At 64.2% G+C, this 26,345-nt stretch carries 23 protein-coding genes and 1 tRNA gene; 15 read left to right on the forward strand and 9 right to left on the reverse strand.

All coding sequences use genetic code 11. The features are described from left to right. Position 1: 1 nt before the first annotated feature. Together LOZ77_RS14690 and LOZ77_RS14695 are read left to right on the forward strand one after the other, a co-directional pair. The gene (locus LOZ77_RS14690) at positions 2-1,012 is read left to right on the forward strand and encodes a low specificity L-threonine aldolase (RefSeq protein ID WP_230279739.1); all 1,011 of its coding nucleotides are present in this window, start codon (positions 2-4) and stop codon (positions 1,010-1,012) included. Continuing rightward, positions 1,009-1,992, forward strand: a complete 984-nt coding sequence (locus tag LOZ77_RS14695) for a DMT family transporter (protein WP_230279740.1) — start codon at positions 1,009-1,011, stop codon at positions 1,990-1,992. Before LOZ77_RS14690 ends, LOZ77_RS14695 begins: the two co-directional genes overlap by 4 nt. On the opposite strand, the gene LOZ77_RS14700 is transcribed toward LOZ77_RS14695, so the two are convergent. Further along, positions 1,954-2,760 (reverse strand): SDR family NAD(P)-dependent oxidoreductase, encoded by an 807-nt coding sequence (locus tag LOZ77_RS14700; protein WP_230279741.1) that lies wholly within the window; start codon positions 2,758-2,760, stop codon positions 1,954-1,956. The genes LOZ77_RS14695 and LOZ77_RS14700 overlap by 39 nt on opposite strands. 135 nt (positions 2,761-2,895) lie before the next feature. On the opposite strand from LOZ77_RS14700, the gene pepN reads away from it, so the two are divergent. The 3 genes from pepN (at position 2,896) to LOZ77_RS14715 (ending at position 6,668) form a co-directional block, all read left to right on the forward strand. Beyond that, complete coding sequence (pepN, locus tag LOZ77_RS14705; protein WP_230279742.1) at positions 2,896-5,553, forward strand: aminopeptidase N; 2,658 nt, start codon at positions 2,896-2,898, stop codon at positions 5,551-5,553. After that, the gene (gene pgeF, locus LOZ77_RS14710) at positions 5,546-6,307 is read left to right on the forward strand and encodes a peptidoglycan editing factor PgeF (RefSeq protein ID WP_230279743.1); all 762 of its coding nucleotides are present in this window, start codon (positions 5,546-5,548) and stop codon (positions 6,305-6,307) included. Before pepN ends, pgeF begins: the two co-directional genes overlap by 8 nt. A 94-nt stretch (positions 6,308-6,401) precedes the next feature. Continuing rightward, positions 6,402-6,668 (forward strand): hypothetical protein, encoded by a 267-nt coding sequence (locus LOZ77_RS14715; protein ID WP_230279744.1) that lies wholly within the window; start codon positions 6,402-6,404, stop codon positions 6,666-6,668. 27 nt (positions 6,669-6,695) lie between these two features. Here LOZ77_RS14715 and LOZ77_RS14720 read toward each other — a convergent pair whose 3' ends face one another. After that, entirely contained in the window at positions 6,696-7,580 is an 885-nt protein-coding gene (locus tag LOZ77_RS14720) for a dienelactone hydrolase family protein (RefSeq protein ID WP_230279745.1), read from the reverse strand. Positions 7,581-7,661: 81 nt separating this feature from the next. Next, positions 7,662-8,687: a nitronate monooxygenase family protein gene (locus LOZ77_RS14725; RefSeq protein ID WP_230279746.1), complete on the reverse strand. Its 1,026-nt coding sequence runs from the start codon at positions 8,685-8,687 to the stop codon at positions 7,662-7,664. Positions 8,688-8,882: 195 nt separating this feature from the next. Here LOZ77_RS14725 and LOZ77_RS14730 point away from each other — a divergent pair, with 195 nt between their 5' ends. Then, on the forward strand, positions 8,883-9,071 hold the full coding sequence (locus LOZ77_RS14730) for a hypothetical protein (protein WP_230279747.1): 189 nt from the start codon (positions 8,883-8,885) through the stop codon (positions 9,069-9,071). Positions 9,072-9,093: 22 nt separating this feature from the next. Here LOZ77_RS14730 and LOZ77_RS14735 read toward each other — a convergent pair whose 3' ends face one another. Beyond that, positions 9,094-9,771, reverse strand: coding sequence for an RlmE family RNA methyltransferase (locus LOZ77_RS14735; RefSeq protein ID WP_230279748.1), 678 nt, complete (start codon positions 9,769-9,771; stop codon positions 9,094-9,096). 25 nt (positions 9,772-9,796) lie between these two features. After that, entirely contained in the window at positions 9,797-11,098 is a 1,302-nt protein-coding gene (locus LOZ77_RS14740) for a Ppx/GppA phosphatase family protein (RefSeq protein WP_230279749.1), read from the reverse strand. Between the two features lie 241 nt (positions 11,099-11,339). Here LOZ77_RS14740 and LOZ77_RS14745 point away from each other — a divergent pair. The 3 genes from LOZ77_RS14745 to LOZ77_RS14755 all read left to right on the forward strand — a co-directional run bounded on the left by LOZ77_RS14745 (position 11,340) and on the right by LOZ77_RS14755 (position 16,095). Continuing rightward, a tRNA-Gln gene (locus LOZ77_RS14745) sits at positions 11,340-11,413 on the forward strand. Between the two features lie 192 nt (positions 11,414-11,605). Continuing rightward, entirely contained in the window at positions 11,606-14,152 is a 2,547-nt protein-coding gene (locus LOZ77_RS14750; protein ID WP_230279750.1) for a TonB-dependent receptor, read from the forward strand. A 77-nt stretch (positions 14,153-14,229) separates the two neighbouring features. Beyond that, entirely contained in the window at positions 14,230-16,095 is a 1,866-nt protein-coding gene (locus tag LOZ77_RS14755) for an ABC-F family ATP-binding cassette domain-containing protein (RefSeq protein WP_230279751.1), read from the forward strand. On the opposite strand, the gene pyrC is transcribed toward LOZ77_RS14755, so the two are convergent. Beyond that, positions 16,092-17,129 carry a dihydroorotase gene (pyrC, locus tag LOZ77_RS14760; RefSeq protein WP_230279752.1) on the reverse strand — a complete coding sequence of 346 codons (1,038 nt, stop codon included), beginning with the start codon at positions 17,127-17,129 and terminating at the stop codon, positions 16,092-16,094. The two genes, LOZ77_RS14755 and pyrC, sit on opposite strands and share 4 nt — an antisense overlap. On the opposite strand from pyrC, the gene LOZ77_RS17860 reads away from it, so the two are divergent. The 5 genes from LOZ77_RS17860 to LOZ77_RS14780 all read left to right on the forward strand — a co-directional run bounded on the left by LOZ77_RS17860 (position 17,128) and on the right by LOZ77_RS14780 (position 22,658). After that, positions 17,128-17,250 (forward strand): hypothetical protein, encoded by a 123-nt coding sequence (locus LOZ77_RS17860; protein ID WP_255671136.1) that lies wholly within the window; start codon positions 17,128-17,130, stop codon positions 17,248-17,250. The two genes, pyrC and LOZ77_RS17860, sit on opposite strands and share 2 nt — an antisense overlap. A 127-nt stretch (positions 17,251-17,377) precedes the next feature. Further along, a complete protein-coding gene (locus LOZ77_RS14765; protein ID WP_230279753.1) occupies positions 17,378-18,742 on the forward strand; it encodes an amidohydrolase in 1,365 nt (454 codons plus the stop codon). Between the two features lie 118 nt (positions 18,743-18,860). Further along, on the forward strand, positions 18,861-20,168 hold the full coding sequence (locus tag LOZ77_RS14770; RefSeq protein ID WP_230279754.1) for a DUF1254 domain-containing protein: 1,308 nt from the start codon (positions 18,861-18,863) through the stop codon (positions 20,166-20,168). A 9-nt stretch (positions 20,169-20,177) separates the two neighbouring features. Further along, complete coding sequence (locus LOZ77_RS14775) at positions 20,178-21,422, forward strand: DUF1214 domain-containing protein (protein WP_230279755.1); 1,245 nt, start codon at positions 20,178-20,180, stop codon at positions 21,420-21,422. 255 nt (positions 21,423-21,677) lie between these two features. Then, entirely contained in the window at positions 21,678-22,658 is a 981-nt protein-coding gene (locus LOZ77_RS14780; protein WP_230279756.1) for an LOG family protein, read from the forward strand. On the opposite strand, the gene thiD is transcribed toward LOZ77_RS14780, so the two are convergent. From thiD to glmM, 3 genes are read right to left on the reverse strand one after another with little or no spacing between them, the layout of a single operon-like run. Further along, a complete protein-coding gene (thiD, locus tag LOZ77_RS14785; RefSeq protein ID WP_230279757.1) occupies positions 22,592-23,404 on the reverse strand; it encodes a bifunctional hydroxymethylpyrimidine kinase/phosphomethylpyrimidine kinase in 813 nt (270 codons plus the stop codon). The two genes, LOZ77_RS14780 and thiD, sit on opposite strands and share 67 nt — an antisense overlap. Continuing rightward, entirely contained in the window at positions 23,401-23,604 is a 204-nt protein-coding gene (locus LOZ77_RS14790; RefSeq protein ID WP_230279758.1) for a DUF1272 domain-containing protein, read from the reverse strand. The genes thiD and LOZ77_RS14790 overlap by 4 nt, the downstream gene beginning before the upstream one ends. Then, positions 23,604-24,935 (reverse strand): phosphoglucosamine mutase, encoded by a 1,332-nt coding sequence (gene glmM, locus LOZ77_RS14795; RefSeq protein WP_230279759.1) that lies wholly within the window; start codon positions 24,933-24,935, stop codon positions 23,604-23,606. The genes LOZ77_RS14790 and glmM overlap by 1 nt, the downstream gene beginning before the upstream one ends. Before the next feature lie 83 nt (positions 24,936-25,018). On the opposite strand from glmM, the gene LOZ77_RS14800 reads away from it, so the two are divergent. Next, positions 25,019-26,341: a dicarboxylate/amino acid:cation symporter gene (locus LOZ77_RS14800; RefSeq protein WP_230279760.1), complete on the forward strand. Its 1,323-nt coding sequence runs from the start codon at positions 25,019-25,021 to the stop codon at positions 26,339-26,341. Positions 26,342-26,345: the final 4 nt, after the last annotated feature.

Genomic DNA, 26,345 nt, shown 5'->3' on the forward strand with positions numbered 1-26,345 from the left:
CATGAAAACGCGCCTGTTCGTTTCCGACAATGCCGCCGCCGTCCACCCGCATGTATGGGATGCAATGCGCGCCGCCGATGCGCCCGACATGCCCTATGACGGGGATGCGCTGTCGCAGGCGCTGGATGCGCGTTTTTCGGCCCTGTTCGGGCGCGAATGCGCGGTTGTGTGGACGGCGACCGGCACGGCGGCCAATGCGCTGGCGCTGGCCTGCCTGACCCCTCCCTATGGCGGGATCGTGTGCCATTACGACGCCCATGTCGAAGCGGACGAGGCAGGCGCCCCTGAATTCTTCACCCACGGGGCCAAGCTGATGCTGGCACAGGGCGAAGGGGCCAAGGTTACGCCAGCCTCCATCGCCGCCGTGATCGACCCGATCCAAAAGGACGTCCACCGCGTTCAGCCCGTGACGCTGGCGCTGACGCAGGCGACCGAGCAGGGCGAGGCCTATACGCCCGACGAACTCGCCGCCTTGACCGGTTTTGCGCGCGAAAAGGGCCTGCGCGTCCATCTGGACGGCGCGCGTTTCGCCAATGCGGTGGCGCATCTGGGCTGTTCGCCTGCCGATGCGGGCCCCGCCCATGGCATCGACAGCCTGAGCTTTGGCTTTATCAAGAACGGCGGGCTGGGGGCCGAGGCGCTGGTCCTGTTCGACCTGTCGCTGGCGGACGAATGCCGCCGCCGCCACAAGCGCGCGGGACAATTGCAGTCCAAGGGGCGCTATATGGCGGCGCAGCTTCACGCCATGCTTGACGACGATATCTGGCTGGAGAACGGGCGCGCGGCGAATCGTGCCGCGCAAACCATCGCCCGCGCCGCGCCCGACCGGCTGATCGGCAAGGTGCAGGCGAACGAGATATTCATGGCGCTGTCGGCGGCGGAGCGCGGCGTTTTGCGCGAACAGGGTTTCGTCTTTTACGACTGGTCCGACACATCGGCCCGCTTTGTCACCGCGTGGAACACATCCGCCGGGGATGCGGGCGCGCTGGCGCAGGCGCTGGCAGCACTATGACCGGCGCGCCAGGCGAAACGGCCGCGCCCTCGTTGCTGAAACGATGGGGGCCGTTCGTCCTTGTCACCCTGATCTGGAGCTCGACCTGGCTGGTCATCAAGGACCAGATCGGGCTGGGAACGCCCGGCTGGTCGATCGCGCTGCGCTTTGCCATCGCCACCGTTTGCATGTTCGCCCTGTGCGCCATTCGCGGCGATGGCTGGCGGCTGGAAAAGGGCTGGCTGCCGGTCGTCGCCATTGTCGGGCTGTGCCAGTTCGTCGGCAATTTCCAATTCGTCTATCGCGCTGAAATCTATCTGACATCGGGCATTGTGGCGGTGTTCTTCGCCCTTTTGCTGGTGCCCAATGCGATCCTTGCGCGGCTGGTGCTGGGGCAGGGCAGTTCGGTCCGGTTCAAATTGGGTTCGGCCGTTGCGATTGCGGGCATCATGCTGCTGTTCGTCCATGAATATCGCAGTGCGGGGCTTGGCGGCGGGGTGATGGCGGGCATCGTGATGGCCACGCTGGGCATGTTGTGCGCGTCTGCCGCCAATATTGCGCAGGCCACGCAGGCCGCCCACCGGCAACCCTTCCTGCCGCTGCTGGCCTGGGCGATGGCGCTGGGCACGCTGGTCGATGCGGTGCTGGCGCTGGCATTCGAAGGCTGGCCGGTATGGCCCGACGGCTGGCGCTATTACGCGGGAGTGGGTTATCTGGCCATTGTCGGTTCGGTGGCCACCTTCCCGCTCTATTTCGGGCTGGTGCGGACCATGGGCGCGGGCCATGCCGCCTATGTCGGGGTGGCGGTGCCGCCGATCGCCATGCTGATTTCGACAATATTCGAAGGATATCAGTGGAGCGTCATGGCCGCCGGTGGCGGCGTGCTGGCCATGGCAGGCCTGTTGATCGCGATGCGGACTAAGCCCAAGCCGCGCGGCGACGATGGCAAGGCCGAACCCCCGCTATCCGCCGAAACCGCCATCCGCGAAGCAGGCGAGTAACCCTTCGCGAAAAGTGGGAAAGCGCGGTTCCCAGCCCAGCACGCGCCTGGCCTTGCCATTGGCGACCCGGCGATTCTCGGCATAAAAGCCGCGTGCCATGGGCGACAGATCGGCCTGCTCCAGCGTTTGCAGGGGCGGCGGGGCCACGTCCAGCAGGCGGCAGGCTTCGGTAATCACATCGTTCTGCGGGCAAGGCAGGTCGTCGGCCAGATTATAGGCACCGGCGGGTGCGTCCTGTTCCAGCGCCATCGCCACCCCTTGCGCGATATCGTCGACATGCACGCGGCTGAAAACCTGATCGGGAATATCGATGCGACTGGCGCGCCCTTCGCGCACGCGGTCCAGCGCGCTGCGACCCGGTCCGTAAATGCCCGGCAGCCGGAACACCCGCGCGCCCAGCGCCAGCCATGCCGCATCAGCCTCGCTGCGGGCGGAGCGCCGCCCTGTGCCCGTCGGCGCGCTTTCGTCGACCCATGCGCCGCCCGCATCGCCATATACGCCGGTGGAGGAGAGATAGCCGGCCCAGCCGGTAAAGCCCGCCAGCGCCTCTGCGTAATTGTCCAGCACCGGATCGGCACCGCTCTGCCGGTCGGGCGGGACGGAGGAGAGCGCCGCATCGACATGGCCCAGCGCAAAGCGGATCGCATCGCGGTCGGCAAAATCCAGCCCGCCGTCGCGCCCCGTCGCCTCCACCGCCCAGCCAAGCGGTTCAAGCCGCGCCGCAATGCGTTTCGCCGTATAGCCGAGGCCAAAGATCAAGAGTCGCATGCACCCTAGCTAGGGGCGGCTGGCCGCGCTGCGTAGGGGCAATCGGGCAGGCGAATGCGATTTTCCTGCGGATAGAGGGCGGACGGGTCAGAAACCCCTTGTGTAACGGCCTGCAAACCGCATCTAACACGAATTATGGATATCGCGCGCAACCCCACATCGATCCCCGGCAACCCCGAACTGGCCGACGCGGCTGTCGAACCTGCCGCCCCCGAAACGATCCGCCGTCTGGATTATACGCCGCCAGCATGGCTGGTCCCCGAAATCGCGCTGGATTTCGATCTGGGGGTGGAACTGACCAAGGTGCGCGCCACGCTGAAGGTGGAACGAAACCCCGATGCCGCCGCAGACCAGACGCTGCATCTGTGCGGCGACAATATCGCGGTGATGGAACTGCTGGTCGACGGCAAGCCTGCCGAGGGCTGGAGCATGAGCGGATCGAACCTGCTGCTGCCTTTGGCGGGAGAGCGGCACGAGGTGACGGTCGAAACGCATCTGCACCCCGCGACCAACAGCCAGCTGATGGGCCTCTATGCATCGAACGGGATGCTGTGCACCCAGTGCGAGGCGGAAGGGTTCCGCCGGATCACATTCTTCCCCGACCGGCCCGATGTGCTGTCGCGCTATACCGTCAGGATGAGCGGGCCGAAGGCGGAGTTTCCGATCCTGCTGTCGAACGGCGATTGCACGGCGAGCGGAGAGGGTGAGAACGGCACCCATTGGGCCGAATGGACCGACCCGTGGCCGAAACCGTCCTATCTGTTCGCGCTGGTCGCGGGCGATCTGGTGGCGCGCACGGACACATTCACCACCATGAACGGACGCAAGGTGGATCTGGCCGTCTGGGTCCGTCCGGGGGACGAGGATCGCACCGAACACGCGATGCGCTCCCTCATCAACTCGATGAAATGGGACGAGGAGGCGTTCGGCCGCGAATATGACCTCGACACGTTCAACATCGTTGCCGTGTCCGATTTCAACATGGGCGCGATGGAGAACAAGGGCCTCAACATCTTCAACACGCGCTATATCCTTGCCGATCCCGATACCGCCACCGATGGCGATTTCGACGCGGTTGAGGGCGTGGTCGGCCATGAATATTTCCATAACTGGTCGGGCAATCGCGTCACGTGCCGCGACTGGTTCCAGCTGAGCCTGAAAGAAGGCTTTACCGTGCTGCGCGACCAGATGTTCAGCGCCGACATGGGGAGCGAGCCAGTGAAACGGATCGAGGATGTGCGCATCCTGCGCGCCGCCCAGTTTCCGGAGGATTCGGGCCCGCTAGCGCATCCGATCCGGCCCGATTCCTATCAGGAAATCAGCAATTTCTATACCGCGACCGTCTATAACAAGGGCGCGGAAGTCATTCGCATGATGCATACCATGGCGGGTCCCGAACGCTTCCGCGCGGGCAGCGACCTGTATTTCGAACGCCATGACGGAGAGGCCGCGACCTGCGAGGATTTCGTCAAGGCGATGGAGGATGGCGCGGGGCTGGACCTGTCGCAATTCCGCCTGTGGTACGAACAGGCCGGCACGCCGCGCGTGACTGTCGCGCTGAAGCATGACGCGGCGGCCGGCACGGTAACGCTGGACGTGAAACAGCTGGTGCCGCCCACACCCGGCCAGCCGGTGAAGAAGCCGATGCCGATCCCGCTGAAGATCGCGCTGTTCGACCGCGATACCGGCAGCCATGACGGCGAACGCACGCTGAACATCACCAAAGCGGCGGAAAGCTTTACATTCGGCGGGTTCGCCAAACCCCCCGTTCTGTCCGCCAATCGCGGCTTTTCCGCGCCCATCCAGCTTGAGAGCGAGGCGACCGACGCCGACCTTCAATTCCTGGCGGCGAAGGATGACGACAGCTTTGCCCGTTACGAGGCTTTGCAGCAGCTGTTCACGCGCGAATTGCTGGGCGCGGTCGAAGGCGGACCGGACGAGACGCGCCGCGCCGCGATTGTCGAGGCGATGGCCGCCGTGATCGACGATCGGGCCATCGACGACATGATGCGCGGCGAGCTGATGATGCTGCCCGCAATCAATTTCCTGATCGAACTGGCCGCGCCCGCCGATCCGGTTGCCCTGCACGAAGCGCGCGAGCGGTTGAAGGCCTATCTGGGTACGCGGCTGCGCGACCGGCTGACGGCGCTGCACGACCGTGCATCGACCATTCCCTATTCGTTGGAGGCGGACAGCCGCGGCGCGCGCAAGGTGAAGACGCAGGCGCTGATCCTGCTGGCCGCTGCCGATGTGGCGGAAACGGCAAAGCGGGCAGAGACGCAATATCGCGCGGCGGACAATATGACCGACCGGCAGGGCGCGCTGGCCGTGATCTCGGGCCTCGACGTTCCGGCGCGGGGCGAGTTGCTGGCCGATTTCCATGCGCGATACGCGGGCAATGCGCTGGTGATCGACAAATGGTTCGCCATTCAGGCCAGCGCCCTGCGCAGCGACGTGCTCGACGCCGTGGAGGCATTGGCGGGTCACGAAGACTTCACCATGAAGAACCCGAACCGCGTGCGCGCGCTCTATATGACGATGGCGGGCAATCCCTCGGCCTTTCACGATGCCGGCGGGCGTGGCTATCGCATGATCGCCGATCTGGTGCTCGCTCTCGACCCGATCAACCCGCAGACGGCGGCGCGTTTCGTGCCGTGGCTGGGCCGCTGGCGCAAGATCGAGCCGGTGCGCGCCGAGCTGATGCGGGCAGAGCTGATGCGCATGGCGGCGGTCAAGTCCCTGTCCAAGGATGTGCGCGAACAGGTGACCAAGAGCCTCGACACAAGTGCCTGACATCATCACCGCCGCCCCGCTGGCGGGCGTGCCGCACGGCTTTCTGGGTCGGCGCGGCGGAGTGTCGGCGGGGCCCTATGCCTCGCTAAACGTGGGCACGGGCTCGCCCGACGATCCCGCTCTGGTCGAACGCAACCGGCGGATCGCGGGCGATGCCGTTCTTGCGGGGGCGGCACTGGCCACCGTCTATCAGGTGCATTCCGCGCTGTGCGAGACTGTGACCGCGCCATGGCCATTGGACGCGCGGCCTCATGCCGATGCGATGGTCACCGACCGGCCCGGCGTGTTGCTGGGCATTCTGACAGCCGATTGCGCGCCGGTGCTGCTGGCCGACCGGCAGGCGGGCGTAGTCGGCGCGGCCCATGCCGGATGGAAAGGCGCGTTCGGCGGCGTGACCGACAACACCATTGCCGCGATGGAGGCGCTGGGCGCCGAGCGCAGCCGCATCGCCGCCGCCGTCGGCCCCTGCATCGCGCAGGCGAGTTACGAAGTGGACGATTCCTTTCTGAACCGCTTTGTCGAGGCGGACGGGACGAACGAGCATTTCTTCAAGCCCGGCAGACCCGGCCACCAGCAATTCGACCTTGCCGGCTATGTCGCCGCGCGGCTGGCGGCCGCGGGGGTCGGCACGGTGGCGATCACGGGGCACGACACGCTGGCGGATGAAACCCGCTTCTTCTCCTACCGCCGCGCGACCTTGGCCGGAGAGGATAGTTACGGGCGGCAGATCAGTTTAATTGCGGTTGGGGGCTAGAGAGCAGCAAGACGGTTAAATCGATATGGTATCGGCACGAGCAGTAAAGATTACCGGCATTTGCGCGTGTATCGCATGGGGTGCAACGGCGGCGATGGTTGCCGCCGGCGCATTCTTATATGGCGGAACCCATGCGGCCAATCTGGTCATGGTTGTGGTGTGCTGCCTGACGAGCGCATTTTTAATCTGGCACTCGTCGTTAGTGGTTTCGGCGCATCTTGTCGCTTCGCCCCATCCCGTCATGACCTCTCTGTTGAGGGCGGAAATTGCGATCGGATTAGCCATGACGGGTGTCGGGGCAATGCTGCTGGTTCTGTCATCCTATCGCGTGATTGGCGAGGCCTTGCCGGTATTCGGTTGAGCGCCCGTGGCCGAACATGCTCTGAGGCTACAGCCCCCCGAACGCCTCCAGCATCCGCGCCCATGCCCGTTCCGCTTCCATCTCGGCATATTTCGGACTGTCGAGCACGGTCCAGCCGTGGTCGGCGGGATAGACAGTGATCTCTGCCTTGGCGCCGGCGGCCTCGGCGGCGGTTTGCAGCGCGTCTTTGGCGTCGGGCTGTTTCGCATCGTCGTCCTGCGAGATGCACACCAGATACATCGCGCCAGCCTGCATGATCCGGTGCGGGCTGTTCGGTGCGTCGGTGACCAGACCGCCGCCATGCATCGATGCAGCGGCCTTGACCCGTTCGGGCGCGGCGGCGGCGGCGTAAAAGGTCCACGAACCGGTCATGCAATGGCCGTTCGCACCGATCCCGCGCGATGTGTCCACCGCATCCTGCGCGTCGAGCCATGCGACAAAGGCCTTGCTGTCCGCCATCACTGCCTCGGGCGTGTTCTTTTCGCGCCACGGGCCGACCTTGGCAAAGCCTTCCTCGCCCATAAAGCTGGCGAAATCGGCAAATTGCTGGCCCTTGACCGACCGGTAATAGGGATTGGGATGCAGCACCGCATAGCCCGCCGCCGCAAGCCGCTGGGCCATTTGCTGCGAGGCGGGGCGAACGCCCGCAATATCGGGCCACATGATGATCGCGGGATGCGCGCCCTGTGCGGGGCGATAGAATGTCGCGTCAGCCGTGCCCGCAGGGGTTGCAATGGCGACTTCGCTGCGCAGCACGCCCGATGCGCCCGGAACACCATCGCCCGCCTGTGCCGGTTCACCGGCGGAAGTGCAGCCTGCCAGCACCGCCGCCCCGCCCAATGCGGCAAAACTGCGGCGGTTCATCGCGCCCGGTGATCGGGCCATATCGGCCAGCTGGCGTTCGTCGCACATCGTCAATCTCCTCGCACCTGTCCCGTCGGGCGCGAGAATAGGCGAGGGTCGGCCAGAAGCAACCGGCCTTTCGGAATTGCCTTATCGGCGGGAGAGCGCGGCCTCGCTCTCGTCCAGCAGGCTGGCGATGATGTCGGCGACGGGCTCCTCGGCCTTGACCATGCCGACCGACTGGCCCGCCATCAGCGACCCGTTCTCGATATCGCCGTCGATCACCGCGCGGCGCAGCGCGCCCGCCCAATAATGTTCGATCTGCAATTGCGCCTCGATCATGGGGATGCCTTCGCTGTCGAGCAATTGCGCGACTTCGCGCTGTTTCGCGGTGAACGCCTCGGTCCCCTTGTTCTTCAGCGCGCGGACGGGGATGACGGGCAGGCGCGGATCGACCTGAACGCTTGCCACCGCATCGCGGGCACCGGCGCGGAAGAACGCCTTTTTGAAATCGGGATGCGCGATGCTTTCGGTGGCAGCGGCAAAGCGCGTTCCCAGCTGCACGCCCGCCGCGCCCATTTCCAGATAGCCTGCGATCGCCTCGCCCCGACCGATGCCGCCTGCGACGAAGACGAGGTGGTCATTCGCCAGTTCGGGCAGGAATTCCTGTGCCAGAACGCTGGTCGACACGGGGCCGATATGGCCGCCTGCCTCCATCCCCTCGATCACCATGGCATCCGCGCCCGAACGCAGCAGTTTCTTGGCCAGCGCCAGCGTGGGCGCGAAACAGATGACCTTGGCACCAGGCCCGTTGGAGGATCCGGCCTTGATCGCCTCGACACTGCCCTTGGGCGGCAGGCCGCCTGCCAGCACGACATGGCCGACCGAATGTTTGGCGCATACCTCGATCAGATCCATGATCTGCGGGTGCATGGTGATCAGGTTCACGCCGAAAGGCTTGCCGGTCATCGCCTTGGTCGCGGCGATTTCGGCGTCGAGCAATTCGGGTGTCATCGCGCCGCACGCGATCACGCCGAACCCGCCCGCATTGGAAATGGCCGAGACAAGGTTACGCTCTGAAACCCAGCTCATCGCGCCGCACAGGATCGCATATTCGCTGCCAAGGAATTCCGCACCGCGCGCCATCAGCGCCTGTGTTTTGGTGTGGCTGGTCATATGTCTCTTGCGTCCTTGCCTGCGGCGTAAAAGGGGTTGCGGGGCTTTAGGCAGGGCGCGGGCGATGGGCAAGGGTGATTGGGGGCAAGAGCCTTGTCGTACGGCGCAAGCCGATTCGGCTGGCAAGTTCCGGCAAAGCGGATAGAGTTGGCCAAAACCATAACAGGCCAAGCGCCGAAAACAGGAGAGCATGCCATGTTCGTAAAATTCACCGCCACGGACCGGGTGCCCGTCATCGTCAATGCCGCGCAGGTCACCTTTATCTCCGAGGTGGAGGAAGGCACCCGCATCCGCTTTTCCGAGAACCGCAGCGTGACCGTGGTGGAACCGCTGGCCGAGGTGATGGAGCGGCTGGATCACACCATGCAATTACCCGCCGGTTAGCGATCGCGGGCGAGCCGCCGGATCAGACGTTGCGATCCGCGGGCGTGCCCTTGCAGCCTGCCGCGATGACATACCATTCCGAACTGTCCTTGCGGCTGGCAGGCGGCTTGGCGTGTTTGACGCTGGTGAAATGGCGCTTCAGCTCTGCCAGCAGCGCCGTATCGGTGCCGCCTGCGAAGACCTTGGCGACGAAAGTGCCCCCTTCGGCCAAGGTGCGGATCGCGAAATCGGCGGCGGCCTCGACCAGTCCCATGGTGCGCAAATGGTCGGTCTGTTTGTGGCCCACCGTATTCGCCGCCATGTCCGACAGCACCAGATCGGGCGCCTCGCCCAGCGCTTCCATCAACACGTCCGGGGCGGCGTCGTCCATGAAATCCATCTGGAAAATGGTCACGCCGGGCAGCGGTTCGACTTCCAGCAGATCGATGCCGACGATCCTGGCCTGCGGGCATTTTTTGGCGACCAGCTGGCTCCACCCGCCCGGTGCAATGCCCAGATCGACCACCGCGCGCGTGCCTTTCAGCAGGCCGAATTTCTCGTCCAGCTCGGCCAGCTTGAACGCGGCGCGGCTGCGGTATCCTTCGGCCTTGGCCTTGGCGACATAAGGGTCGTTCAATTGCCGCGCCAGCCAGCGAGCGCTGCTGGCCGTGCGCTTCTTGTTGCTTTTCAGCTTCTGACGGTCGCTTCCCGATCTGCTCATGCGCGTAGTCTCATGCCGGCGGGCCTTACAGCGGGTGTTCGCGGTGGGGAAGGGGCGGTCTTGAATGCCCATGTGTGCCGCCCATCAGCGACCGCAGGATGCCTTCGCGAATGCCGCGGTCGGCCACGCCCAGCCGCGTCGCGGGCCACAGGTCGAGGATGGTTTCAAGGATCGCACAGCCCGCCACCACCAGCTCGGCACGGTCGTGCCCGATACAGGGCAATTGCGCGCGCTGTGCCATGTCCATGCCCGAAAGTTGGCTGGCGATGTCGCGCATCGCACCGGCGGGCACGATCAGCCCGTCGACCGCCTGCCTGTCATATTGTTCCAGCCCCAGATGCACGCTGGCCAGCGTGGTCACCGTGCCGCTGGTGCCCAGCAGGCGGGGGCCGTGCTCGTTCTCCTCTCGCGGAATGTCGCGATGGGGGTTCAGCCGCGCCGAAAACTCGCTGAAACTGTCGGCCACCTGTTGGCGCATTGCGGCATAGCGGGCCAGTCGCGCCCCGTCGCTCTCGCCATCGGGGGCGGGGAAGCTTTCGGTCAGCGAAACGACGCCCCATGGCACCGATTGCCAGTCCATGATGCGCGGGACGACATCACCCGTTTCGATCAGTACCAGCTCCGTCGATCCGCCGCCGATGTCGAAGATCATCGCAGGCCCTTCGCCGCGTTCCAGCAGGACGTGGCAGCCCAAAACGGCCAGCCGCGCCTCTTCCTGCGCGCTGATCACGTCGAGCACGATTCCCGTTTCCCGGCGCACACGGTCGATAAAATCCTGACCGTTGGCGGCGCGGCGGCAAGCCTCGGTCGCGACGCTGCGTGCCAGATGCACATTGCGGCGGCGCAGTTTCTGCGAACAGACCTTCAGCGCACCCAGCGCCCGCTCCATCGCCTCGTCCGACAGCCGCCCGCTTTGCGCCAGCCCTTCGCCCAGACGGACGACGCGGCTGAATGCGTCGATCACCATGAAATTCTCACCCTGCGCGCGGGCGATCAGCAGGCGGCAATTATTGGTGCCAAGATCGATCGCGGCATAGGCCTGCCGCGACGCGGGAGCCTGATGCAAAGGGGCAGCGTTTGCCGAACGCACCGGTCGGGGCGCATCGGCAGAACGTCGTTCCGACGGCTGTTTGCCATTCTTGCGGGACGGTGCGCGGCCGTTCGGCCTGACATCTCTGCCTTTCGCGCCATCCCTGCTTTTTACGCCGGCAGCGGGACCCGATTTGCCCTTGCGGGCCTCTCTGTCCGGATCGGCGTGGGCACGGCGACGACCGCGCCTGCTGCGCCGATCCCCGTCATGCGATGCCGGCGGAAGCGATTCCGCCATGTTTCGTAACTTTCCAAATTCACATCGACCGCGCCGGTAAAGGGTGGCGCGGGGGACCTGAAACCGATGCTAACGGCCGCGATGCACGCTGGCAAGCGCGCCGGACGGTTGCAGGGAAGGTCCGCACCGTTCCGGCCCTCGCTACCGGCGGCGCAACGGGTGGGCCGGACGCACCAGAATCCCGGTTGACCCCGCGCCCACCCCGCGCTAATGGCCCGCCCTCTCGGCGCAAGCCCGATGATGCCCCGTCGTCTAATGGTAAGACTACGGACTCTGACTCCGTCAATTGAGGTTCGAATCCTCACGGGGCATCCAGCTTTCCTTACATCTCCGATCCCGGATAGATGCGCCTCCCTTTCCCTGACCCCTACGAATGACGGCTGCGTGACGGTAATCCGGCAGGCTGACTCCGATCTGTCACTGATTTGTCCTAAGTCTGACGCAAATCCTGCCTAGAGGACCCGACCGGACATCAGGCTTCGGCCGATCGGAAGGGATCTTTACATCATGCATCATCGTATCGCGCTGCTCGCAGGGGCGGCCAGTGCCGTTATTGCCGCGGCGAGCCCCGCATTCGCGCAGGATCAGGCGGCGGAGGGCGAAATCGTCGTCACCGGCCAGCGCGCGCAGCAGGAACGCGGGATCGCGGCAAAGCGCGATGCGCTGGGCATTGTCGAGGTTGCCGCATCGGACGATATCGGCCGCCTTCCCGACCGCAACGTGGCCGAAGTGGTCGAACGCCTGCCCGGTGTAGGCGTGCAATACGATCAGGGCGAAGGGCGCTATGTCGCCATTCGCGGCATTCCGTCATCGCTGAACGGCTATACGCTGAACGGCTTCGAAATCGGCAATCCCGACGGCAATACCCGCGCCCTGCCGCTCGACATCATCTCGGGTGCTTTGCTCAACCGGCTGGAAGTGACCAAGGTGCGCACGCCCGACCTGCTGGGGCAGGGGATTGGCGGAACGGTTAATCTGGTGCCGCAAACCGCGTTCGATTACGCCAAGCCCTTCATCGTCACCGGCAGTGCGCAAGTGGGCTTTCAGGAACTGCGCGACGAGGATCATCCGGTGCAGGCCGACCTGACCGTAGGCGGCGTGTTCGGCAGCGAGGGGCAGTTCGGCATTCTGCTGGGCGGCAGCTATTCCGACCGCACTTTCACCAGCTATGGCATCTATCCTGACGACTGGTTCGAGGTCGAGGGTGCGGCGCGTGGCGGCATGCCCACCAATATCAAATATACCGACTATCGCCTTAGCCGCGAACGGATCGGCGTGTCGGGATCGTTCGATTATCAGGGCGGCAATACCGATCTTTATCTGCGCGGCTTTTATTCGCGCTTTACCGAGGACGAGTATCGCCAGCGTTTCCGCCTCGACTTCTCGGACGGGGCGGTGTTCGACGCGGGCGGGCTGACCGGCATGTCGGACGAAACCGAACAGCGCAGCGATCTGCGGCTGGAATATAAGGAAAAATCGGTGCTGGTCGGCATGGCCGGCGGCGAGACGCGGCTGGGCGACATCACTATCGGCTATGGCGCAGCGCGCACCCATAACGAGGTGATCGAGCCGAACGACAGCTGGCAGTTCCGCGGCAATCCGGGCGATGTGACCTTTGACTTCACCGACCGGCTTTATACCGTCACACCGGTCGACGGCTATCTCGCGCCCGCAGACCTCGGCTTTCGCAGCTATGGCCATCAGGACCAGTTCGGGGACGAGGATATCTGGCAGCTGCGCGCCGACGTTCAGTACGATCAGGCATGGGGCTTTGCGAAATTTGGCGTCAATGCGCGGCTGACCGACAAGGGTTTCGACGACGAATCGGTCAGCTATGCGCGCAATGCCGCGCCCGACCGGTTTACGCTGGAGAGCCTGTCGGGCGACGATGTGATCGTCAGCCCCGGATCGAACCGCGATTACCTTGTCACCCCGACCATCGACGCCGATCTGATCCGCGCCTTTACCGATGCCAATCTGTCGGGCCCGCTGTTCGTTCTGGACGAGGAAGGCACGCTGGCCGATCAGGTCCTGTCGGATTATCAGCTGGATGAGGATGTGCTGTCGGCCTATGCGATGGCGAATATCGAATTCAGCGATGCGCTGGCGCTGACCATCGGTGCGCGGGTCGAACATACGAAGCTCGACATTACCGGCTATCGACTTGAGAACGAGGTCGATGTCGTGCCCGCCAGCGACAAGCGCGATTACACCAATGTGCTGCCCACCGCGATCCTGCGCGTGACGCCTGCCGACGATGTGGTCATGCGCCTGTCCTATTCGCGCAGCGTCGGGCGGCCCGATTATACCGACCTCTCGCCGGGCGGAGAGATGGGCTATGTCCAGCTCGACAATGGCAATTACGACGGTTCGCTGTCGCTCGGCAATTCGGGGCTGGACCCCTATGTCGCCGACTCGCTCGACATGATTTTCGAATATTACTTCATGCGCGGCGGTCTGGTGTCGGCGGGCGTGTTCGCCAAATGGATCGACAATCCGATCTTCAACCGCAGCTTTACGCAGGAAAACGTCGAATTTGGCGGGCGCTTTTACGAAACGCTGGAATTCAGCCAGCCCGAAAACGCGTCGAGCGGCGAGATCATGGGTCTGGAACTGGCATGGCAGCAGCAGTTCACCTTCCTGCCCGGCCTGCTGTCGGGTCTGGGCGCGAATGCCAATGTCACCTTCCTCGACGGCAGCCTTAGCGTTCCGGGGCGCGGCAATACGCCTTTCCCCGAACAATCGGACCTGCTGTGGGGGGCGGAACTGTTCTATCAATACGGTCCGGTGCAGGCCTCTGTCGGCTATCACCACACGGGCCGTGCGCTGATCGGCATTGCCGGCGATCCGATCGAGGATCAGTATAACGACGATCTGCGCCGTCTGGATGCCAAGGTCTCGGTCGATATCGGCGATCATTTCACCGTGTTTGCACAGGGCCAGAACCTGACGGACGAACCGACGCGCCAGTATCAGGGTGGCATCCGCGACTGGGTGATCCAGCAGGAACGCTATGGCCGGGCCTATTGGCTGGGGGCATCGTTCCGCTATTGATCGCGGTCTGATCGCCGGTTGCCAGCCGGTGCAATCGAAGCATGGCGCAGCCCGCGGCTCGCTGCTATGGGCGCGCCATGCTTACGATTGACGGCGTCACCGTCCGGCTTGGTGGCCGGCCCATCCTCGAACGTGCCAGTGCCTCGATCCCGCAGGGGGCGCGGGTCGGGCTGATCGGGCGCAATGGCGCGGGCAAGTCCACGCTGATGAAAGCGATCATCGGCGAGATCGAGCCCGACGACGGCGAGATCGCCAAGCCCAATCGCGCCCGCCTCGGCTATATCGCGCAGGAAGCGCCCAGCGGCACGACCACGCCGGAAGAGGCGGTGCTGGCAGCCGATACCGAACGCGCGCAATTGCTGGAGGAAGCCGAGACCTGCACCGACCCCGACCGGCTGGGCGATGTGCACGACCGGTTGCTCGCCATCGATGCCTATAGCGCGCCCGCGCGCGCGGCGAAGATCCTGTCGGGCCTCGGCTTTGACGAGGAAATGCAAAAGCGACCGCTCGACAGTTTTTCGGGCGGCTGGAAGATGCGCGTGGCGCTGGGCGCGCTGCTGTTTTCCGAGCCTGACGTGCTGCTGCTGGACGAGCCGTCGAACCACCTCGACCTTGAAGCGACCTTGTGGCTCGAAAATTTCCTCAAGGCCTATCCCGCGACCGTGCTAGTGATCAGCCACGAACGCGACCTGCTGAACAAGGTGGTCGATCACATCCTACATCTGCAGGGCGGGCAACTGACCCTGTATCCGGGGGGTTACGACGCGTTCGAGAAACAGCGCGCCGAACGCGCCGCGCAGCTGGCCGCGGCCAAGGCCAATCAGGATGCGCAAAGGGCGCGGTTGGCCGATTATGTCGCGCGCAATTCGGCCCGCGCCTCGACCGCGAAGCAGGCGCAGTCGCGCGCCAAGATGCTGGCGAAAATGCAGCCCATCGCCGCGCTGATGGAAGACCCCTCGCTCAGCTTCGATTTCCCGTCGCCCGAAGAGCTGCGCTCCCCCATGATCACGCTCGACAATGCGTCCGTAGGGTATCAGGAAGACAAGCCCGTCCTGCGCCGCCTTGGCCTGCGGATCGACGCGGACGACCGCATCGCCCTGCTGGGCAGGAACGGCAACGGCAAGACCACTTTCGCCCGCCTGCTGGCCGCGCAATTACAGCCGCAGGAAGGGGCGATGAATGCATCTGGCAAGATGAAGGCGGGCTATTTCACCCAGTATCAGGTGGAGGAACTGCCCAGCGATTCCACCCCGCTGGAACTGATGACCCGCGCGATGGAGGGCAAGACCCCTGCCGCCGTGCGCGCGCAGCTGGGGCGGTTCGGCTTTTCGGGCAATCGCGCCACCGCGCAGGTCGAAACCTTGTCGGGCGGCGAGCGCGCGCGGCTGGCGCTGGCGCTGATCACCCGCGACGCGCCGCATCTGCTGATCCTTGACGAGCCGACCAACCACCTCGACGTCGACGCGCGCGAGGCGCTGATACAGGCGCTCAACGATTATGCAGGGGCGGTCATTCTGATCAGCCACGACCGGCACATGGTCGAATTGACGGCCGACCGTCTTGTGTTGGTCGATGACGGCACGGCCCGCGAATATGCGGGCAGCATGGACGATTACATCGATTTCGTGCTGGGCCGGAACCAGCCGAAAGAGAAGAAGGCCTCCACCACCAAACCCGCTGCCAATTCGTCGAAATCGCGGGCGCAGGCGCGTTTCGTGAAATCGGAACTGGCAAAGGTCGAAAAGACCATGGCGAAGCTGCAGGGCCGGATCAGCGAGATCGACCGCGCCATGTATGAACCCGCCAATGCCGCCCCCGAATGGGCCGATCGCACGATGGGCGACCTGCTGGAACACCGCGCGCGTATCGCCGGCGAATTGCAAGGCGTCGAAGCCGAATGGCTGGCGCTGGGCGAGAAGCTGGAAGAAGCCGAAGCGGCTTAGTCAGCCAGCGTCCAGCGCAGGGTTTCGCCCGCGAAATAGGGCACGACGCAGGTCTCGCCTTCTCCCAGCGTGGCGGGGACGGGGTTGTCGCTGCGGGTCAGGGTGATTGTCCCTTCGTTCACCGGCAGCCCGTAGAATGCAGGCCCGTTGAGCGATGCGAAACCCTCGAACCGGTCCAGCGCGCCTTCTTCGTCGAACACCTGCGCATAGGTTTCGATGGCATAGGGCGCGTTGAAGATACCCGCGCAGCCGCAGGCGTTTTCCTTGCGCCCGATTTCATGCGGCGCGCTGTCGGTGCCAAGGAAGAACTTCGGCGATCCCGAAACGCCCGCCTTGCGCACGGCCAGCCGGTGCTTCTCGCGCTTGGCGATGGGCAGGCAGTAATTGTGCGGGCGGATGCCGCCGACAAGGATCGCGTTTCGGTTGATGATCATGTGCTGCGGCGTGATGGTCGCGGCGATATTCGGCCCGCTGCCTTCGACGAAATCCACTGCCTCTGCCGTGGTGATGTGTTCCAGCACGATCTTCAGCGCGGGATAATCGCGCACCAGCGGGGCCAGCGTGCGTTCGATGAACACCGCCTCGCGGTCGAAGATATCGACGTCGCCATCGGTCACCTCTCCATGGATCAACAGCGGCATGCCGATGCGCTGCATGGTGTCCAGCACGCCGGTCAGCTTCATGATATCGGTGACGCCATGGGCCGAATTGGTGGTGGCATGCGCGGGATATAGCTTGCACGCGGTAAACACGCCGCTGGTAAAGCCGCGCTCTATTTCCGCCGGATCGATCCCGTCGGTCAGATAGCAGACCATCAGCGGGGTGAAATCCGCACCTGCGGGCAGCGCCGCCATGATCCTGTCGCGATAGGCCTGTGCCGCCGCGACCGTGGTGACCGGCGGGGTCAGATTGGGCATGATGATCGCCCGCCCGAACTGCCGCGCGGTATAGCCTGCCACGGCCTGCAACATTGCGCCGTCGCGCAAATGGACATGCCAGTCGTCGGGGCGGCGGATCGTGATCGTATCGGTCATGCCCCGTCCCCTAGCGGCTTGGCGTCTGCCCGTCGATGCCCATGCGCTGATCGCGCTGGTCGCCCCGTGCCCCGCCTATATCGCTTTCGCCGACCGCGAATTGGCTGCACGGCAGGACTAAGGCCCAGCCTCGGCGCACTTGGGGTTTTTCCCCGATGGTATGCGTCTGGCCCCCTGTTGCAGTTTTGGTGTGCCGATTACCGGCGCGCGGCCCGCGTGCCGGTTTCGCAGAACGGGGGAAGAATCAGATGAAATACATGCTTCGTGCGGCCGCGGGGGCGACGGCCATGCTTGCTGCCATGCCGCTTTTTTCCGCACCGGTGATGGCCGGACCGGCTGCGGCAGAAATCGATCGGATCGACCGGTTGGTGATGGCCGATAGCGACAGGCTTACCGCGATATTCAAGGATATCCATCAGAATCCCGAACTTGCCTTTGCCGAAACGCGCACGGCCGGGATCGTGGCCAGGGAACTGCAGGCGCTGGGCTTTGAAGTGCAGACCGGCATCGCCGAAACGGGCGTCGTCGGCATTTTGCGCAATGGCGATGGTCCAGTGGTGATGTACCGCGCCGACATGGACGCCAATGCCGTGGCTGAGGCCAACGACCTGCCGTATAAAAGCACTGTCCGTGTAACGCGCGATGACGGGACCGAGGCACCCGTTGCCCATATGTGCGGCCATGACGCGCATGTGACATGGATGCTGGGCATGGCGCGCGCGATGACGCAGATGAAAGAGGCGTGGTCGGGCACTCTGGTGCTGGTCGGCCAACCAGCGGAAGAACCGATTACCGGCGCGCAGGCGATGATCGATGCGGGCATGTACGAAACCCATGGCGTGCCCAAACCGGATTATTTCATCGGTATCCACACCGCACCCTTGCCCGTGGGAACAGTGGTCAGCGCGCCGGGACCCTTGATGGCGGGAACCGATCAGGTCGACATCCTGTTCAAGGGCATCGGCGGTCACGGATCGATGCCGCAAATGACGAAGGACCCGGTGCTGATGGCCGCGCTGGCCGTGGTGGAATTTCAGGCCATCGTCAGCCGCACCGTAACACCGCAGGAAACGGCCGTGCTGACCGTCGGATCGATACAGGCCGGTTCGGACAATAATGTCATCCCCGCCACCGCACTGCTAAAGGCCAATCTGCGCTGGTACAGCGAAGCGACCCGCCAGCAGATGCTGCGCGGCATCAAATCGGTGAGCGAGGGCCTGGCCCGCACCTATGGCATGCCCGAAGACCAGATGCCCGACATTACGATGAAGGGCAGCTCGACGCCGCTGGTGAACGATGCGGACCTGTCCGCGCGTCTGGGCGGCACCCTGTCGGACGTTCTGGGCGAGGATGCGGTGATTCAATCCTTTCCGCCAGCGACGGGTTCGGAAGATGTCCATCTGCTGCTTGGTCCCCACACCGATGTTCCCTTTACGCTGCTGGTGGTCGGCGTGGCGGATCCTGCGGCCTATCGTCAGGCAGTCAGCGAAGGGAAGCAGTTCCCCTTTTCGGCGCATAATCCCAATTTCATGGTCGATCTGAAAGCCATTCCCGAAGGCACGCGCGTGGCCACGATATCGGTGTTCGATCTGATGCGGCCGGAAGCGCCGTAATCGTCCCGACGGCGGCATCGCGCGCGCGGTGCCGCCGCGACGGCCTTGGGGTAAACCCCGATACAAGCGCATTTGCGAACAATTATCGTGCAGTGCCTGACCAACGGAGGCCGCACGAATGACCCCTGACGACGCCCGCGCTCTGGCCGAGGAAGCCTATATCTTCGGGTTCGGAATTGTCGAAAATTACAAGTCGATGTTCGGAATGTCGATCTGGAAGGATTCGCCGCAATTCGCGGGATTCAACAATTACCTTCACGCGCGGCAATTGTTCGGGCCCGATTACGATCTGGTGGTCAGCCCCAACAACGACACGCTGTATTCGACGACGTGGGCGGATCTGCGGACCGAGCCGATCGTGATCACCGTGCCGCCGACGGGCGACCGTTATTTCGTGATCCAGCTGGTCGACATGTTCACCGATAATTTCGCCTATATCGGCACGCGCGCGACGGGGCGCGAGGGCGGGACCTTCCTGCTGGTCGGACCCGGATTTCGCGGGCCCTTGCCCGACAAGGAATTCACGCAGGTCATCGTCTCGCGCAGCCATTTCGCGGCGCTGGCGACACGCACGGCGGTGAATGGCACGGCCGATCTGGCCGCGGTGGCCGCCTTGCAGGACCAGCTGAAGATCGAGGCTTTGAGCGCGCATCTGGGCGAGCTGACCCCCGTGCCTGCCCCCGATATCGCATTTCCGCCCTATAAGGCCGCGGAAATTTACGGGAAACCCGCGCTGTTCGCGATGCTGAACCGGTTTCTGGCGTGGGAACTGCCTACTCTGGCCGAAACCCCGCTGATGGAGCGGCTGGCCGCGATCAATGTCGGCCCCTATCAGGATTTCGACCTGTCCGGCTTTCCGCCCGAGATTGCCACGGCGATCGGGGAAGGCGCCGCATCGGGCCATGCCAAGGTGGAGGAAAAAGGGAACCATCTGTCGCAGAACATTGGCGGCTGGCTCTATATGCCGCCGATGGGCGATTACGGGACCGACTACCTGTTCCGCTCTGCCGTGGCGTGGAAGTTCATCTATACCAACAGCCCCGCAGAAGCGCTGTACCCGATTGCCGAAACCGACGGCGACGGAGCGAAACTGTCGGGCGAGAACAAATATGTGCTGGAATTTCCCGCAGGCGCGCTGCCGCCTGTCGATGCGTTCTGGTCGCTCACCTTGTATGACGGCGTATCGCGGCTGATGGTGAAGAACCCGATCGACCGCTATTCGATCGGCGACCGCACGCCGGGACTGGAAAAGGGCGCGGACGGATCGCTGAAAATCGTAATCCAGCACGACGATCCTGGCGAGGCTGCACGCGCCAACTGGCTGCCTGCGCCCGAGGGTCCGTTCTATATCATCGCGCGCCTTTATATGCCGCGCGAAGAGGCGCAGGACGGCACCTATCGCCTGCCCGCCATCACCAAGGCCTGAGGTGGGAGCATGACGATGATTTCCGATGCGATCCTGTATGACGCCTATGTCTATCTGCTGTCGCGCGCGCTGGTCGTGCGGCAGGAACAGACCGATCTGGGCGCCGATGGGGCGGGTTATAACCGCGTCAAATACAACCCCGTCGGATCGGCGGATTTCGTCAATCCGAATCTGGATGTCGCCTATCTGGAATGCTGGTTCGGTGTGGACGACAATTCCGCCGCGCTGCTGACCGTTCCGCAGGTCGAGGGGCGCTATTACACCGCGCAGATCATCGACGAATGGGGCGAGGTGATCACCAATATCAACGAGCGGAACTATCCGCTGAACCCGTCCGGCCTGTTCGCGCTGGTCACGCCGGGGTCCGGTGTGGCGATCCCCGACGGCGCGGTGCGCGTGGAACTGCACGGGCAAAAGGCGAAGATGCTGGCCCGCGTGGAACTGCAGACTGACAGCGATGCGGCAGTGGCATTGCAGAAACAGTTCACCGTCACCGTACAGGGCGATCCCGATATTCCCGGCGCCATCGACCTGCCGGGGTTCGACAATGTCGCCCTGATCGGGGTGGAGATGTTCGACCATGCCGATGCACTGCTGGAATCGGCAATGGATGTCTGCCCGCTGGCCGCGCAAATGCAGGCGCAGGTGCGCGCCATCGCCTTGGCCATTGCCGATCCTGCCGAACGCGCGCGGATCGACGGGCAGCTTCGCGGCAAGATCGTGCCCGATTTCCTGAAGGCGGCGGTCACCACGGCGGGCAAGTACCAGTCCGGCTGGCTGGGCGTGCTGGTCGCGGGCAATTACGGCGCGGAATACCAGATCCGCACTGCCGCCAATCTGGTCGGCATCTGGGCCAATGCCAGCAGCGAGGTGATCTATTTCGTCGGCACCCGCGACGCGGCGGGTCAGCCGCTGGCGGGGGACAAGGCCTATAAGCTCAGCTTCGATCCCGCCGCGCTGCCGTCATCGGTGGTGGACGGTTACTGGTCGGTCATCCTTGTCGACCTGCCAGATTACCGTGTGGTGCCGAACGATCTGTCGCGCTTCAACTTCAATTCCTATTCCCCGCTTGAGACGGGGGAGGACGGTTCGCTGGTCATCCATGTCGCGCCCGAACCGCCCGCCGGTGTGCCACAGGCGAACTGGCTGCCAAGCCCTAAAGGCAAGGGATTTTCGCTGACCTTCCGCACCTATGTGCCGAGGGACATCGTGAAAACGGGTGAGTGGTTTCCGCCCGCGCCTGCACAAGCGTAAGGCGGATACATCGGCCTTACGCCTGGCCTGACAGCAACCGTTGCCCCTTCAAGGCTGATGTGCAGCGACACGGTTCGCAAGGCAGCGTCCTTAATCGCGGCAGGGCATATATCGCTTGCCAGTTCCCCTTGCGGGCAAAGGGACGGGCACCCCATATTGATCGGGCAGGCTTGGCGGAATGTCGCATGCGTGGCAGACCGGAAAGAAAACAAGGCGCAAACGGCATCGGTCCGGCATGCGCACGATGGAGATAGAATGAACGATCGCAAGGAACCGCCGGTGGAGCCGGGTAAACCCGGCCCGCACGGCAAGCCCGAGGCCGCCGACCGCGAACTGACCCCGCGCAAGTTTTACAAGGCAGAGGACGAGGCCGCATTCAGCGAGGCTTCGCCCAACGACACGGTGCAGACGCGCCACCCCGCCTATCGTCTGGCCTTTCAGGATACCGATTTCCTGCTGCGCGAAGATTTGCGCCCCGTGCGCTTTCAGCTTGAGCTGTTGAAGGCCGAAACCATGCTGGAAGAAGCCGGCGTCGGTTCGACGCTGGTCATCTATGGCTCTGCCCGCATTCCCGCACCCGACAAGGTGGACGAAATGCTGGCCGAAGCCGACGGCGACAAGCGCGGACGCAAGGTCGTCGAAAATCTGGTCGCCAAGGCCAAATATTACGACGAGGCACGCCGCCTTGCCTATATGGCCAGTTCCTGCGCGGTGATCGAGGACGGGCAGCGGCAATTCGTCGTCACTTCGGGCGGCGGACCCGCCATCATGGAAGCCGCCAATCGCGGCGCGACCGAGGCGGGGGCCGAGAGCATCGGCCTTAACATCGTCCTCCCGCACGAGCAGGCGCCCAATGAATTTGTCACTCCGCGCCTGTCGTTCCAGTTCCATTATTTCGCGCTGCGCAAGATGCATTTCCTGCTGCGCGCCCGCGCGGTGGCGGTGTTCCCCGGCGGCTTTGGCACATTCGACGAGTTTTTCGAGCTGCTGACACTGGTCCAGACGGGCAAGATGAAGCCGATCCCGATCTTCCTTTTCGGCAAGGATTTCTGGACGAAGGTCGTCGATTTCGACGCTTTGGCCGACGAAGGCGTGATCAGCCGCGACGATCTGAAACTGTTCCGCATCGTCGAAACCGCCGAAGAGGCGTGGGAACGGATCGTCGGTTTCTACAAGCTGTCGTGCCCCGTCACCGTCCCGATCCCCGAGAAAATGGCCGTCGGTTCCGAAGCCTGAAGCCGCACCGCCTGTTGCCCCAGCGGGCCGTTGCCCCGACCCAGTTGGGGCGCGGCCAGCATGGCGGCGCGGGTAAAAGCACGGCCCTGTTCGATCGCGGGCAGCAGGTCCAGCCCCGCGCCAAGGGCGGTGGCGATGGCGCTGGCCAGCGTGCAGCCGGTGCCATGGGTGTGGCGCGTATCGATGCGCGGGCTTTGCCAGGATAGCGGATCGTGTTCCGGCCGGTACAGCGTATCGGTTACCGGATCGTCCAGCGCATCGCCGCCCTTGGCAAGGAATGTAACGCCCTTTGCCGTCAGCGTAGCGGCCCCGCCCAGAGCTCCCAGTTCGGGGACATTGGGCGTGGTCAGCGTTGCCAGCGCCATCAGCCTTTCAAACGCCGCAATCGTGGCATTATCGGCCAGCACCGCGCCTGTCGTCGCCACCATTACCGGATCGAAAACGACGGGCGCATCGACGCCCGCAAGTAAATCCGCAACGGCTTCGGCAATGGCGGGCGATCCAAGCATGCCGATCTTGACTGCATCGACGCCGATATCGCCCAAACAGCTTTGCGCCTGCGCCACGATCATTTCGGGCGGCAGCACTTCCACCGCCTGAACGCCCAGCGTGTTCTGCGCGGTGATCGCGGTAATCGCCGTCATCGCATGGCCGCCCAGCATGGTGATCGTCTTGATATCGGCCTGAATGCCCGCCCCGCCCGACGAATCCGAACCGGCGATGACCAGAATGCGCGGTGTCGTCATTTGCGGGCCAGATGGGCTTGCACGTCCTTACTGCGCGTGGGCCGGTCGGCTAGCTCGCCGTCACAATTCGGGCATGTATCGTCCAGCGCCTCGGCACAAGGGACGCAAAATGTGCACTCCATGCTGCAGATGAATGCGCCATGCGCCTCGGCAGGAAGGGGCTCTCCGCAGCGTTCGCAGGCCACGCGCATTTCCAGCATCAGGCGTCACCCACCGCGTCGCAGATCGCATCGACCACGCTGTTCACCTCGCCCGCGTCGTCGCCTTCGGCCATGACGCGGATCAGCGGCTCGGTGCCCGATTTGCGGATCACCAGCCGACCGCGTCCTGCCAGCTGCGCCTCGGCATCGGCGATCAGCCGTTTGACCGCGTCGGTCTCAAGCGGGTTGCCAGTGAAACGCACGTTTTTAAGGACCTGCGGCACCGGATCGAACAGATGCAGCAGTTCGCTCGCCCGCTTGCCCGAAGCGACCAGTGCCGACAGCACCTGCAGCGCCGCCACCGTGCCATCGCCCGTGGTCGCATGGTCGAGCAGGATCATATGGCCCGATTGTTCACCCCCCACGTTGAACCCGCCGCTGCGCATTTTTTCCAGGACATAGCGGTCGCCCACCGCCGTGCGGATCAGCGACAGCCCCTCGCCCTCCAGAAAGCGTTCGAGACCCAGATTGCTCATCACCGTGGCCACGACGCCGCCGCCGCGCAGCCGCCCGTCGCGGTTCCAGTCGCGCCCGATCAGCGCCATGATCTGGTCGCCATCGACGGTGCGGCCCTTCTCGTCCACCACGATCAGCCGGTCGGCATCGCCATCCAGCGCGATGCCGATGTCGGCTCCTTCGGACACCACGCGTTCCTGCAGCGCCTTGGGGCTGGTCGATCCGACGCCGTCATTGATGTTGAGGCCATCGGGTTTCACTCCGATCGCGATCACCTCGGCCCCCAGTTCCCACAGCGCCGGGGGCGTAACATCATAGGCCGCGCCATTTGCGCAATCGACCACGATCTTTAATCCGTCGAGACGAGTCTCGTTCGCCAGCGAATTCTTGACCGCGTGGATATAGCGCCCGCGCGCATCCTCGATCCGCCGTGCCCGCCCGATATCCTTGGGCTGCACCAACAGCTGTTCCTGATCCAGCATGGCCTCTACTGCCAATTCATCCTCGTCCGACAGCTTGAAGCCGTCGGGGCCGAACAGCTTGATGCCGTTATCCTCGAACGGATTGTGGCTGGCGCTGATCATCACGCCCAGATCGGCCCGCATGGATCGCGCCAGCAGGGCGACCGCCGGCGTCGGCATCGGGCCCAGCAGCACCACATCCATGCCCACGCTGGTGAAGCCCGCGACCATCGCGCTTTCCATCATATAGCCCGACAGGCGCGTATCCTTGCCGATCACCACGCGATGCTTGTGATCGCCGCGCAGGAAATAGGTGCCAGCCGCCTGCCCCACCTTCATTGCCATGCTGGCGGTCATGTTCCCGCTGTTGGTGCGGCCGCGAATGCCGTCGGTGCCGAAATATTTGCGTCCCAAGTCGAATGCCTTTTCGATCTGCTGCCCGCCCTATGATGGCTGGCATCTTGCGCGCGGGGCCGCGCATTGTCATGGAACACTCCATGTCACTTGGCGGGCGCGCAGGAAAGGGCCCTATCATTCCCCACGACGCGAAACCGCACGCCGCCATGCTGGAAACCCCCGAAATCCGCATGCCCACATGGCTGACGCTGGGCGGGTTGCTGTCTGGCATCGCGCTGGGCGTGTTGCTGCGCGGTTCGGCGGCGGAAGCATGGATCGGCACGGTGCTGGGGCCGGTGGGGACGTTGTGGCTGAACGCGCTGCAGATCACTATCGTGCCGCTGGTCGCCGCGCTGGTGGTGACCGGCATGATGCATATGGCCCGCGCGGCACAGGCGGGGCGCATGGCGGCGCTGACCTTGGGAACATTCGCGGCGCTGCTGGTGGCCGGATCGGTCATGTCCGCGCTGGTTACCCCTGCCTTGCTGCGCATCTTTCCCGTCCCCACAGGTGTGGCCGATGGGTTTGCCGCCGATCTGGCGGGGGTAGAAGCGGGGCCGGTGCCTGTCTTTGCGGATTTCGTCACCTCGTTCATTCCGACCAATATTTTCGCCGCGGCCTCGCAAACCGCGATGATACCGGTGGTGATCTTTGCCGCGGCTCTTGCACTGGCGGCGACGCGGTTGGGTCCGGTGCAGCGCGATGCGATCGCCCTGTTCTTTGCCAGCATCGCCAATGCCATGCTGGTGATGATCGGCTGGGTGCTGCGGATCGCGCCGCTGGGCGTTTTCGCGCTGGGCGCAAAGCTGGGCGCCAGCACGGGGCTGGGCGCGATTGCGACGCTGGGCCATTACGTGCTGACCGTGTCGGCCATCGGCTTTGTGATCTTTGTCGGCGCCTATGTGCTGGCAGCTTTTCGGGTCAGAGCAGGCCTTGGCGCCTTTGCGCGCGCGGTTTTGCCTGCGCAGGCTGTGGCGCTGTCGACGCAAAGCTCGCTCGCCAGCCTGCCGCCGATGCTGGCGGCGTCGCGGCGGCTGAACATTGCAGAGGATACCGCCGATTTCGTGCTGCCCATGGCGGTCACCGTCTTCCGCGCGACCAGCCCTGCGATGAATCTGGCGGTCGCGATCTATACGGCCCATCTGATGGGGGTAGAGATCACGGCGGGAACCCTTGTGGCAGGCGTTATCGTCGCCTCGCTCACCACTCTGGGCGCACCTTCATTGCCGGGGTCGATCAGCTTCGTCTCCTCCATCGGGCCGATCGCCATCGCCATGGGCGTGCCGGTCGCGCCGCTGGCCATTCTGGTCGCGGTGGAGATGTTGCCCGATATCATGCGCACCATCGGCAATGTGACGATGAATGTCGCGGTGACGGGCGCGATCGACCGTTATACCCCCACGAAACCGGTGCCAGACGCATGAAACT

Source organism: Croceicoccus sp. Ery15, assembly GCF_020985305.1.
Lineage (GTDB): Bacteria > Pseudomonadota > Alphaproteobacteria > Sphingomonadales > Sphingomonadaceae > Croceicoccus.

Excerpts from the sequence above, each read along its gene's own strand:
- LOZ77_RS14690 (WP_230279739.1), top strand. The coding sequence starts at position 2 with ATGAAAACGCGCCTGTTCGTTTCCGACAATGCCGCCGCCGTCCACCCG.
- LOZ77_RS14695 (WP_230279740.1), top strand. The coding sequence starts at position 1,009 with ATGACCGGCGCGCCAGGCGAAACGGCCGCGCCCTCGTTGCTGAAACGA.
- LOZ77_RS14700 (WP_230279741.1), bottom strand. The coding sequence starts at position 2,760 with ATGCGACTCTTGATCTTTGGCCTCGGCTATACGGCGAAACGCATTGCG.
- pepN (WP_230279742.1), top strand. The coding sequence starts at position 2,896 with ATGGATATCGCGCGCAACCCCACATCGATCCCCGGCAACCCCGAACTG.
- LOZ77_RS14715 (WP_230279744.1), top strand. The coding sequence starts at position 6,402 with ATGGTTGCCGCCGGCGCATTCTTATATGGCGGAACCCATGCGGCCAAT.
- LOZ77_RS14720 (WP_230279745.1), bottom strand. The coding sequence starts at position 7,580 with ATGTGCGACGAACGCCAGCTGGCCGATATGGCCCGATCACCGGGCGCG.
- LOZ77_RS14725 (WP_230279746.1), bottom strand. The coding sequence starts at position 8,687 with ATGACCAGCCACACCAAAACACAGGCGCTGATGGCGCGCGGTGCGGAA.
- LOZ77_RS14730 (WP_230279747.1), top strand. The coding sequence starts at position 8,883 with ATGTTCGTAAAATTCACCGCCACGGACCGGGTGCCCGTCATCGTCAAT.
- LOZ77_RS14735 (WP_230279748.1), bottom strand. The coding sequence starts at position 9,771 with ATGAGCAGATCGGGAAGCGACCGTCAGAAGCTGAAAAGCAACAAGAAG.
- LOZ77_RS14740 (WP_230279749.1), bottom strand. The coding sequence starts at position 11,098 with ATGGCGGAATCGCTTCCGCCGGCATCGCATGACGGGGATCGGCGCAGC.
- LOZ77_RS14750 (WP_230279750.1), top strand. The coding sequence starts at position 11,606 with ATGCATCATCGTATCGCGCTGCTCGCAGGGGCGGCCAGTGCCGTTATT.
- LOZ77_RS14755 (WP_230279751.1), top strand. The coding sequence starts at position 14,230 with ATGCTTACGATTGACGGCGTCACCGTCCGGCTTGGTGGCCGGCCCATC.
- LOZ77_RS17860 (WP_255671136.1), top strand. The coding sequence starts at position 17,128 with ATGCCCCGTCCCCTAGCGGCTTGGCGTCTGCCCGTCGATGCCCATGCG.
- pyrC (WP_230279752.1), bottom strand. The coding sequence starts at position 17,129 with ATGACCGATACGATCACGATCCGCCGCCCCGACGACTGGCATGTCCAT.
- LOZ77_RS14765 (WP_230279753.1), top strand. The coding sequence starts at position 17,378 with ATGAAATACATGCTTCGTGCGGCCGCGGGGGCGACGGCCATGCTTGCT.
- LOZ77_RS14770 (WP_230279754.1), top strand. The coding sequence starts at position 18,861 with ATGACCCCTGACGACGCCCGCGCTCTGGCCGAGGAAGCCTATATCTTC.
- LOZ77_RS14775 (WP_230279755.1), top strand. The coding sequence starts at position 20,178 with ATGACGATGATTTCCGATGCGATCCTGTATGACGCCTATGTCTATCTG.
- LOZ77_RS14780 (WP_230279756.1), top strand. The coding sequence starts at position 21,678 with ATGAACGATCGCAAGGAACCGCCGGTGGAGCCGGGTAAACCCGGCCCG.
- thiD (WP_230279757.1), bottom strand. The coding sequence starts at position 23,404 with ATGACGACACCGCGCATTCTGGTCATCGCCGGTTCGGATTCGTCGGGC.
- LOZ77_RS14790 (WP_230279758.1), bottom strand. The coding sequence starts at position 23,604 with ATGCTGGAAATGCGCGTGGCCTGCGAACGCTGCGGAGAGCCCCTTCCT.
- LOZ77_RS14800 (WP_230279760.1), top strand. The coding sequence starts at position 25,019 with ATGTCACTTGGCGGGCGCGCAGGAAAGGGCCCTATCATTCCCCACGAC.